The sequence below is a fragment of the Natronomonas sp. genome (assembly GCF_046483325.1).
In the GTDB taxonomy this organism is placed as follows: Archaea; Halobacteriota; Halobacteria; order Halobacteriales; family Haloarculaceae; genus Natronomonas.
Map to the genome: position 1 here is coordinate 1 of NZ_JAWODL010000054.1, position 9,822 is coordinate 9,822.

Below are 9,822 nucleotides of genomic sequence, written 5' to 3' on the forward strand. Positions count from 1 at the left end.
CCAACCCTGCATCAATCCAAGAACACCCAGCAGCAGTATCAGGGCGGTCAGGGCGCCGACGCCAAGTCCGACCGCGATAACCGCCTTTTCGCCCGGTTCCATGTTATGGCCTCCCAGTCGCCGTTCTCACGGACCTGCTGCAGCAGGTCATAGTACTGGCGGCGATACGTCTTGAAGTAGAGGCTGAGATAAAGGATCGGCTCCTTGAGGATGCCCTGCGTGCATCCCGAAACGGATGACATCGCCTCCGACGATCGTGACGAACCGACGACGGACAACGCCGAATCCGCGCCGGGATCGGCCGAGGATCCGGAGGCCGACGCGGCTGGCAGTTCGTCGGCAGCCGACGCCGAAGCCGGGACCACCGCCGATGCGAGTCAGGCCCCCGCCCCCGGATCCGATACGGCTACGGCTTCCGAAGCGGTCTCCGACGCCGACGTCCAGGGCACCTCTGCGGTCGATTCTGAGGCCGATTCGACGTCGGAGCAGACGACTGGAGGGACGTCGGGAAGCGTTCGCGCGAGTGCGGGCCCCGACGACGATGATCCCGCTTCGGTCAGCGACGGTCCCTCCTCCGGGCACGCCAGCGCCCGATCGGACGATGCATCCGACGACGCATCCGACCCTGTCGAACCTGACCCGCCTCGCGATTCGACCACCCGACCGAACGCCAGTTCCGACACGGATGTGTCGTCGTCAGCGACGTCGAGACGAGAGTCCGGGGACCGATCCAAGCCCTCGAACCGCCGTGGACGCCGTGGTCCGGGTGGGATCGAAGCGATCACGACCCGAACGGTTCCGTCGCTCGACCCCGAAAACAGCGGCCGAAGCGATACCGCCTCCGCGGGAACTGAATCGCATCGCTCGACCCCATCGGGGCGTTCGCGATCTGCCGACTCCCAGTCCGCGTCACCGTCCGAGACGATCCCTCCGTCCTCCGATCGTGGCGATCAACTCCGCGAGGAGTACGAATCGAGGATCGAGACCTACGAATCGAGGATCGAGGAACTGGAAACGTCCGTCGACGACGCCGACGCTCGGATCGAAGAGCTCGAAGCCGAAATCGATGCGATTCGGGCGGAACGCGACGAGTTGCAGGCCCGACTCGACGCGGTCGACAGCGTCCCCGGTACCCGGTCGATGTCGTCGACCGAGGCACTCGCCGGCACGAGTCTGTTCGTCCGGGAGACGACTCGCGGTGAAGCCACGTTGGCGGACGCACACGACGGTAACGGGGACCGAGAGACGGTCGAATCGAATCTCCGAATCGAATATCACACGACGTTCGACGACGAGTCGGTCTCGGTCGACGGCGAGCCGTTCGAATCGTGGCTTCGGTCTTCGGTCACGTATGCGTTCATCGAGTGGCTCGTGATGGAGCTACTCTTCGAGATCCGCTCGACCGGCTCGGTCGAGGGACTTCGCCCGCTCTACGATGCGCTTCCCGGTATCGACCGGATCGGGTTCGACGAAACGGTCGCGGTCGGCAACGGCACCGAAGGTCGCGAAGTGACGTTCGACATCGTCGCCCGCGGTAAGAAGGGAAACCCACTCGTCGTCATCGAGTTCGACCGACGGCGTGATCCGACCCGGGCCGAGGCGATCGAACCGTTCGTTACCGACGCCTCGGACGTCTGTGAGGACTACGAATCGCTCGCGGGTGCGGTCGCGATCACCTCGAGTTACTTCGAAGCCGATGCGATGGGTGCCGTCGAGGAGGCGACGAGTACGAGCCTGCTCAGCCGCAGCAAACACCGAAGCTACGTGAAGCTCTCGCGAGCGAACGGCTATCACCTCTGTTTGGTCGAAGCGAGGGACGGTTCGTTCAATCTGACCGTTCCGGAGCTGTAGCGATCACCGATTCGGAATCCCGATCTCGACGACGATTACGCGTCGCGTTTCGAGCGACCGTCAGTGTCCGAGTACCTCTCGCGATAGACGTTCGGAAACGCCGAAAATGCCCCAATTAGCCTTCGATTTCCGGGATGTCGTCGATCTTCATCCCTTCGAGTTTGTCGATGATGTCGTCGATCTTCGAGTCAAGATCGTCGACGAAGTCGCCGGTGTCGTCGGTCGTGATCGCACCCTGGCTCGACGGTTCGATGAGGTTCTCCTCTTCGAGGACGCGGAGCGAATATCGAACCTTATGATGCGGATAGCCCGTCTCGTTCGACATCTTGACGATACCGATCGGTTCGTTTTCGATCACCATCCGGAGTACCCGGAGGTGTCGTTCGAGCATGTCTACTTCCTTTTCAAGTCGATCTATCATGGCATTTGTTAACTTGTGTTTGCGGGTTTTAAATGTTGCTGTCTGATCGGCGGAACATCAGCGTCCGAATTCAATCGTGTCAACGTTTCGCTTTACGTGTATAAATCCCTTGTGACAAGTACACGTATGTTACTCCTTCGATCGTGAAGAATGCGACGTCGAGCCGTGGTTCGTGGATCGCGGTGCTCGCGCCTCCCACATACCGTAATCGGTTTAGCCCATTGGCGGCAACGTCGTCTCGATGACCGTAACCATCGTCGGTTCACAGCTCGGCGACGAAGGGAAAGGCGGTATCGTCGACGTGTACGGCGATGCCGTCGACGTCGTCGTGCGCTATCAGGGCGGCGACAACGCCGGCCATACCGTCGTCTCCGAAGGCGACGAGTACAAGCTCTCTCTCGTCCCGTCGGGTGCCGTCCGGGGTAAGATCGGCGTTCTCGGCAACGGCTGTGTCGTCAATCCGAACACGCTCTTCGAGGAACTGGATGTGCTCTCCGAACGGGAGCTTTCCCCCGACGTTCGCGTCGCAGAGCGCGCCCACGTCATCCTCCCGTATCACCGGATCATCGACGGGATGGAGGAGGACGTCAAATCCGATGACAACCTCGCGGCCGGAACCACTGGCAGAGGAATCGGTCCGACCTACGAGGACAAGGCGGGCCGCCGCGGCGTCCGTATCGGCGACCTGCTCGATCCAGAGACGCTCCGTGAGCGACTCGAGTACGTCGTCCCGCAAAAGCGGGCGCTCGTCGAGGACGTCTACGGTATCGAGATCGGCGAGGACGTCGACGGCGACGCGTTCGACGTCGACACGCTCTTCGAAACGTATCTGGCGTTCGGCGAACGGATCGAACGCGAGGAAATGGCCGTCAACTGCGGCGAGTTTCTCCAGGCGCGGCTCGACGCGGGCGACGAGATCATGTTCGAGGGCGCACAGGGCACCTCGATCGACATCGACCACGGAATCTACCCCTACGTCACGTCCTCCAACCCGACCGCCGGCGGCGCCGCGGTCGGCACCGGCGTCGGGCCGACCGTCATCGGACAGGGCGAAGTGGTCGGGATCGTCAAGGCGTATCTCTCCCGCGTCGGGACCGGTCCGCTCCCGACTGAGCTCGGTTCTGTCGACGGACAGACGCCCGAAAACGGCGGCCGTCAGGACGAATCCGAACTCGCCACATACATCCGTGATAAGGGTGGCGAGTACGGAACCGTTACCGGTCGTCCGCGCCGCGTCGGCTGGCTCGACATGCCGATGCTCCGCCACGCCACGCGGGCGAACGGCTTCACCGGGCTCGCGATCAACCACATCGACGTGCTCGCCGGTCTCGACGAGGTGCGCGTCGGCCACAGCTACACCCTCGACGGCGAGGAACTGCTCTCGATGCCCGCGACGACCGAGAAGTGGGACGACTGTGAGGCCGAGTTCCGGACGTTCGACGGCTGGGACGACGTCGATTGGGCCGCCGTCGCCGCGGAGGACTACGACGCCGTCCCCGAAAACGCCCGGACGTATCTGGAGTACATCGCCGAGGAACTCGAGACGCCGATCTACGCCATCGGCGTCGGGCCCGGTCGCGAGGAGACCGTTATCGTCGAATCGCCGATCTGAGTCGTTCTGTAACTACCCTGCGGTTTCGGCCCGCCGTTTCAGCGCCTCGTTCATCTCGTCGAATCCCCGTTCGACGGATTCGACATCGAGGAAAATCGGGACGAGAATCCCGGCGAAGGTTTCACGCTGGAGGAATCGCACGCCATCGACCGCCGGCTCGATGATGAACTCGTGGCGACCGTCGAGGAGATTCGGGACGAAGAGGCGGCCGATCCAGACGATCCGACCGTTCTGCTCGACGGTTTTGACCACCGGTTTGAAGCTCATCGGCCGACCGCCTGGTGGCTCGACCCGGACTCTGAGGCGTTCGTCGCGCTCTATCGCCCCCTCGGCGCTCGAAATAAACGGATTCCACTCGTCGTAAGCTTCGAGATCGGTCAGTATCTCCCAGACGGTTTCCGGTGAGGCATCGATCTCGATCTCGCGTTCGACGGTCCTCATACCACGTCAAAGAGACTCCTGGATGAATAATTCGCCGTCGATCGACGGCCGAAATCGGACGTTTTCGTCGCCGATCTACCGGCAGTCGCTGCCTCTAATGTAGGTCTCGATACGGCACGCGTATCTATGCACCATCGAACAGAGCGACGGTGTCGCAAAAAACGGGACGGCGCGATCAGTGGATGCCGAGCGCTTCGATTTGCTCTTGATACCGGTTTCGGATGGTGACCTCGGTCACCTGCGCGACCTCCGCGACCTCCCGCTGTGTCTTCTTTTCGTTACAGAGCAGCGAGGCGGCGTATATCGCGGCGGCCGCGTAGCCGGTCGGCGATTTCCCCGAGAGCATTCCCTTCTCGGCGGTCACTTCGATGATCTCGCGGGTCTTTTGTTCGACCTCCTCGCTCAGGCCGAGCTCCGAGCAGAAACGAGGAACGTACTGGACCGGATCGACGGGTTCGAGGCCGAGCGAGAGCTCCTGTGCGATGTATCGATACGTTCGGCCGATCTCCTTTTGCTCGACGCGGGCGACCTCCGCGACCTCGTCGAGCGAACGCGGGATGCCCTCCTGTCGGCAGGCGGCGTAGAGGGCCGCCGTGGCGACGCCTTCGATCGAGCGGCCGCGAATCAGATCGTCGTCGAGCGCGCGCCGGTAGATGACCGAGGCAACCTCGCGTACGGATCTGGGGACGCCGAGCGCCGACGACATCCGATCGATTTCGGACAGGGCGAACTGGAGGTTCCGCTCGCCCGCGTCCTTGGTTCGAATCCGCTCTTGCCACTTTCGGAGCCGGTGCATCTGTGAGCGTTTCTCGGAGGATATCGAGCGCCCGTAGGCGTCCTTGTCCTTCCAGTCGATCTGCGTCGTGAGCCCCTTGTCGTGCATCGTCTGCGTCGTCGGCGCGCCGACGCGGGACTTCGACTGGCGCTCGGAGTGGTTGAACGCCCGCCACTCCGGACCGCGGTCGATGTTCTCCTCCTCGATGACGAGACCACAGTCCTCACAGACGAGTTCACCGCCCCCGTCAGCGCTCCGTACCAGTGAATCCGATTCACACTCCGGACAGCCGGTCTCTTCCTCCGTCTCTGTCTCCTCCTCGCTGGTACGCTCTCGCTGGCGGGTGGGTCCTGGCATTATACTTATATGCTTTGACGACTCGACATATAAATGCTTTGCACACCCAGCTTTTTGCCCCGTTTTTTCGTGAGCGTTCCGCCGAGGGCGTGGTCACTCCCCCGAAGGCGACCGATTCGTCGCGGTGGTCACGGTCGTGGCACTGCTGTTCGTGCGAGTGCGAACCCGAACGATTCGGCGTATCGCTCCCTGGAACGGCCATCGGATTTTTATATTGGCACGGAGAACGTCTCGGTGCAGCCGGATACGCGAACCGACGGCCGTCGGTCTTCATCCGGGAAAGGGAAGGGGCGCACTCACCGTGGGGGCGTCCCGGACGGACGCGAACGGCGCTGTCTCCGCGCTCTATGTACGAGCGACGCGTCCGGGTGGCTCACTCGTTCCAGAACTGCTCCAGCGCGTCGTCGAACACGTCCGTTCCGACGTCGCTCTCGGCCGAGCACCTCGCGGATCGTCATCGCCGACCCTTTCACATCGGAACCGTCTCGGGCGTCGGTACCGGTTTCCTCGATCGCGGCGACCGGCTCTCTGCCCCGCGATTCGAGCGTGTGGGCTTCATGGCAGACGACGAACGTCCCCTCGTAAATGAGTCCGCCGGTGAACGACTCGAGGGTCGTCGGATCGAACACACAGGAGCGTGACTGCGATCTACCAGTAGAAGAGCGTCCTCCTGTTGTTTCTCGGGCATGACTTCGGCGTCCGAAAAGAGGCTGGAAGCATCCTCGAGGCGCTTTCAGAAACGCACGGTAACCGGTTAACCTTCGTTCACGAGGATGACGTCACGAGTGCGATAATCCGATCAGCACGGACACCGTGGGGCTTGTGGGTCGAAACGTACGAAACCGAGGCAGAACTCGTTTCGAAGCGTCGGGTGTTCACCGGCGGTATCATGCATCAAGAACGCCGTGGTGAACTCAACCTGTTAGATTGCTTTCACACAGATCCTCAGCTATTCCAGAAGTTTCTGAACTGCGAGTGTAAAAAATCGGGTTTCATCCGTACGAATTCCTCTCGCTCATTCTGCGGGAGGTACTCGTACACTGAATGGAGCGCACCTGGAACGAACCGTTCGCCAACAACGATGCGCACACCACGTTCGTTCGGGCTGCGAATGACGCGACCGAGCGCTTGCCGAACCTGGCGAACGGCGGGGATCGTGAGCGCGTACGTGAACGAGTTCTCCGTTCCAAATCGCTCACCGTACGCGTGTTGGACGGCCTGAACCCTGGGTGATCCAATATTGACCAGTGGGATGCCGAACACGGCGCACGTGTGCAGTTCGTCACCTTCGTAATCGACACCTTCGGTTAACGTGCCGCGGGTACTCGTCACGAGAACGTTCGGCTCGCCGCGGACGAACTCGCGTTTCAGTGCTCGCGTCTCCTCGTGGCTCGATGACCGGTCGAGCAGCACCGGCTTGTCGATCTCCTCTCGAAGACGGCCTGCCGCCCATTCGGCTTCGGAATAATTCGGCCACGCGAGGAGGACGTTGCCTTGGCTTCGTGCGATTTCTCGTGCGACATAGGCGTAGCGCTCCCGCGTCTCGTTCGTATTTTCAACGGCGGGCTCGCCTCGATTTCGCTTTTTGAACGCCTCGACGTCGACGATCCAGCTGGCACGGTTCTCTTCGGGGAACGGCAGGTCGTACGTGCGTGAGGAGACGACGCGCGGGTTTTGTTCGTCGGTCGCTAACTCGTCCAGCCCGGTTACTTCCTCGAAGATCGAGAGGGGCTCTAGGGTGGCGCTCATCAGGACCCCGCCGCCAAACTCGTCAAGAACGTCCCCGATTTTCTGCGACGGCATGCAGTTGTACATCACGAGCGACGCGTTGTAGTAACTCATCCACGGCTCGTCGACGTCCCGATCGTCTTTCTCCGAATACTCCAGACCGATTTCGCGGAAGTACTCGACGTGGTCTCGCTCCCACCAGTGCCCGAACAGCGCTCCGACGGCGGTGCAGACACAGTCCCGCTCGGAGCCCATCTGTTCTAACGCGTCTTCGACGGCGAGGCCAACCTTGCTAAGCATCCGAAACGTGTCTCCGCCGTGACCCACCCGTTCGGCCCAGCGCGTGAATTCGTCCGGTTCGGGTTCACTCGGATCACGGAGCGGAATCTCGATGTCCCCGTCTGGCAGTGACCCCCACGATAGCCCAGACCCGTAGTGTTCGAATCGATCTCGGAGTTCGTCGTCCACGCGGGTCTCGAACCACCCAATCACGTCGTCGTAGAACTCCTCTGCGGTCTCGACGGCCTCGAAGGGGACATCGTTTACTGCGAGCCGCGTTTCGACTTGGCGCTTGTTCTGCGGTCCTTGCCGTGCTGGGCGGAGGATCTGTTCGAGGTCGTTCTTCGCGCGTTTGACGGTGTAGTATCCGATCGTGTCCGTGAGGAGGTCCCGGACGCGCTCTTCCATTCGGTGAGCCTCGTCGATGATGACGAGCGTTCGCTCGTCGAGGATCGGTGCGGTGAGTTGGCGGCTGGCGGCGTCGAAGAGGTGGTTGTAATTCCCGATCACGATATCCGCGCTCTGCATCAGCACCGTCATCGCACGATGAGGGCACGTACCCATATCGACAGCGTTCGGGAGGAGTTCCTCGGTCGTGACGACGTGGTTGTCCCCCGAGTTGAACGTTACCGGCGATCCCTTGTCACGACCGTACCAGTCCGCCTCGAACGGACAGTACAGCTGTCGGTTCCCGGACTCCGTCATCTCCGGTGTCGTCGTCGGTTGCGAGCGGGGGTATGGCGCGGTTCGCCCGGCGGTGTGAAGTGGTTCAGCGTTCTCATCGAGCGGATCTCGTTGTGCGTTCTCGGTGAGGACTCGGCCTTTCGCCGGATCCCACCATCTGTCCTCTTCGGGAATCGGTTCCGGTGAGGGCGATGGCTCGCCTGTCTCGAACTGTTGGTTGACGTGGAGCTCGCTGTCTTCACCGACGAGTTCAGCGGTGGCTTCTCTCAGGTCCTCACACCGTTCCTGTACGCTACTCCCGGCCGGAAACACGTCTTCGCGTCCGTACGGGCACAGATCTCGTTTCCCGACGAGTGCAACCCCAGCCAACGGATCGTCCACCCTGCTGTTGATGACTCGGAGGTCCTCGACGAACTGTTGGCGCTGTTGTTTGACAGGCGTGACGACGATCGCGTTCTCGAACTGGTCGGTTTCCCGGATGAGATAACTCGCCGCAGTAAGTGACGCCATCGTTTTGCCCGTCCCGCACGGGCCTTCAATCGCCAGATATCCAGAGTCCCGCGCGGTATCAATAATGTTCTCGATGACGTCGTCTTGATTCTCGTACGTATCGCTGAAGCCGAAATAGGTCCGCCATGTTGTCTCAGAACTCTCAGACACGGGATAGTGAGACGTGAGGCTTGATAGGCTAAAAACCGTTCCCACTCACCCGTCGTATTCGAGGACGGCATCCCCTGTCGTGGTCTCCCTACTGACTCTGTTGAGAGCCTTCGAAGGTGATATTTCTAGCTCGGTATCTATAGCGACCACTGGACGTCACTGTACATCCGATCGCCCGAATACAGTCCGATCGGTGTGTACATGGTTTCAGTGGTTATAACTAACCGAGATGAGTGCCTCCGGAAACGAGGTAGTCGACGTCGCGGCAACAGCCGCGTGAAGAAACTCGTCGTCGCCGGTGAGTCCGCGAGTTCGATCCCGAAGCCACCCATACCGCTGGCAGACGTTTCGGTCGTCGATACCGCCCGTTCCGGCGAGGTTGTACGGACCGAAGTCTGGCTTTCCGACCGGCGACATCGCCGAGATCGGGTGCCAGTCCTCGGGGGGGTTCTCGTTGATCGGTTGGAGGTCCCCTCATCGAACTGCCGGAGTTGCTGGTTGACGCTCGCCGGGACGAAGACGCGTTCGAACGGCGAATCGGGATCGTTGGCGGGCGAGATGCCCTCGATCCGATGGCCCCTGCCCCCTTCGTGGCTGAAGATCGGCCGCCGGTCGCGGTCGGAGGACACGACCGGAACTGGCTCGTCTTCAGCTAAAGACGTATCGACCACCGGTCGATCGAGCCGGTCCCGGACGGCTTATTGGTCGCCGCGTCCACGTTCGTGTATGGAGTTCGACGTCGACGCCTGGCGCGGGAAGCTCGAATCGTATCGCGAGCGCAAGGACGAGAAATTTCACGAGCCCCACTCCTCACCGCTCGGGCCGGACGGACGGCGGGAGTTCGACGGCCTCGAGTACTTCGATCCCGACCCGGCCTATCGCGTCGAGGCGACCGTCGAACTCGACGAGAGCGACGAGACGATCGCGATGGCGACGAGCACTGACGGCGAACAGCTGTACGAACGCGTTGTACGGTTGCACTTCGAAGTGCCCGACCAGCACGGCGACCGCACC

The 9,822-nt window shown here is 61.6% G+C and carries 10 protein-coding genes and 1 pseudogene; 5 read left to right on the forward strand and 6 right to left on the reverse strand.

Going from position 1 to position 9,822, the window contains the following annotated elements; all coding sequences use genetic code 11:
- The first annotated feature begins 219 nt into the window (after positions 1-219).
- Positions 220-1,851: a hypothetical protein gene (locus R6U53_RS15295; protein WP_410323241.1), complete on the forward strand. Its 1,632-nt coding sequence runs from the start codon at positions 220-222 to the stop codon at positions 1,849-1,851.
- A 115-nt stretch (positions 1,852-1,966) separates the two neighbouring features.
- On the opposite strand, the gene R6U53_RS15300 is transcribed toward R6U53_RS15295, so the two are convergent.
- A complete protein-coding gene (locus R6U53_RS15300; protein ID WP_410323242.1) occupies positions 1,967-2,272 on the reverse strand; it encodes a hypothetical protein in 306 nt (101 codons plus the stop codon).
- Positions 2,273-2,513: 241 nt separating this feature from the next.
- Here R6U53_RS15300 and R6U53_RS15305 point away from each other — a divergent pair, with 241 nt between their 5' ends.
- Positions 2,514-3,884: an adenylosuccinate synthase gene (locus tag R6U53_RS15305; protein ID WP_410323243.1), complete on the forward strand. Its 1,371-nt coding sequence runs from the start codon at positions 2,514-2,516 to the stop codon at positions 3,882-3,884.
- A 12-nt stretch (positions 3,885-3,896) separates the two neighbouring features.
- Here R6U53_RS15305 and R6U53_RS15310 read toward each other — a convergent pair whose 3' ends face one another.
- From R6U53_RS15310 to R6U53_RS15320, 3 genes are all read right to left on the reverse strand, one after another.
- Positions 3,897-4,325 (reverse strand): SRPBCC family protein, encoded by a 429-nt coding sequence (locus R6U53_RS15310; protein WP_410323244.1) that lies wholly within the window; start codon positions 4,323-4,325, stop codon positions 3,897-3,899.
- 175 nt (positions 4,326-4,500) lie between these two features.
- Positions 4,501-5,457, reverse strand: a complete 957-nt coding sequence (locus R6U53_RS15315; RefSeq protein ID WP_015409142.1) for a transcription initiation factor IIB — start codon at positions 5,455-5,457, stop codon at positions 4,501-4,503.
- Between the two features lie 296 nt (positions 5,458-5,753).
- Positions 5,754-6,086 (reverse strand): hypothetical protein, encoded by a 333-nt coding sequence (locus tag R6U53_RS15320; protein WP_410323245.1) that lies wholly within the window; start codon positions 6,084-6,086, stop codon positions 5,754-5,756.
- 38 nt (positions 6,087-6,124) lie between these two features.
- On the opposite strand from R6U53_RS15320, the pseudogene R6U53_RS15325 reads away from it, so the two are divergent.
- A pseudogene (locus tag R6U53_RS15325) lies at positions 6,125-6,385 on the forward strand (hypothetical protein); the annotation flags it as partial.
- A 17-nt stretch (positions 6,386-6,402) separates the two neighbouring features.
- Here R6U53_RS15325 and R6U53_RS15330 read toward each other — a convergent pair.
- Together R6U53_RS15330 and R6U53_RS15335 are read right to left on the reverse strand one after the other, a co-directional pair.
- A complete protein-coding gene (locus tag R6U53_RS15330; protein WP_410323246.1) occupies positions 6,403-8,808 on the reverse strand; it encodes an ATP-dependent DNA helicase in 2,406 nt (801 codons plus the stop codon).
- A 207-nt stretch (positions 8,809-9,015) separates the two neighbouring features.
- Positions 9,016-9,225, reverse strand: coding sequence for a hypothetical protein (locus tag R6U53_RS15335; RefSeq protein ID WP_410323247.1), 210 nt, complete (start codon positions 9,223-9,225; stop codon positions 9,016-9,018).
- Positions 9,226-9,299: 74 nt separating this feature from the next.
- Between R6U53_RS15335 and R6U53_RS15340 the strand changes: the two genes are divergently transcribed.
- Together R6U53_RS15340 and R6U53_RS15345 are read left to right on the forward strand one after the other, a co-directional pair.
- The gene (locus tag R6U53_RS15340) at positions 9,300-9,464 is read left to right on the forward strand and encodes a hypothetical protein (protein WP_410323248.1); all 165 of its coding nucleotides are present in this window, start codon (positions 9,300-9,302) and stop codon (positions 9,462-9,464) included.
- A 70-nt stretch (positions 9,465-9,534) separates the two neighbouring features.
- The coding region (locus R6U53_RS15345) for a DUF1684 domain-containing protein (RefSeq protein ID WP_410323249.1) at positions 9,535-9,822 on the forward strand (288 nt) is incomplete at its 3' end.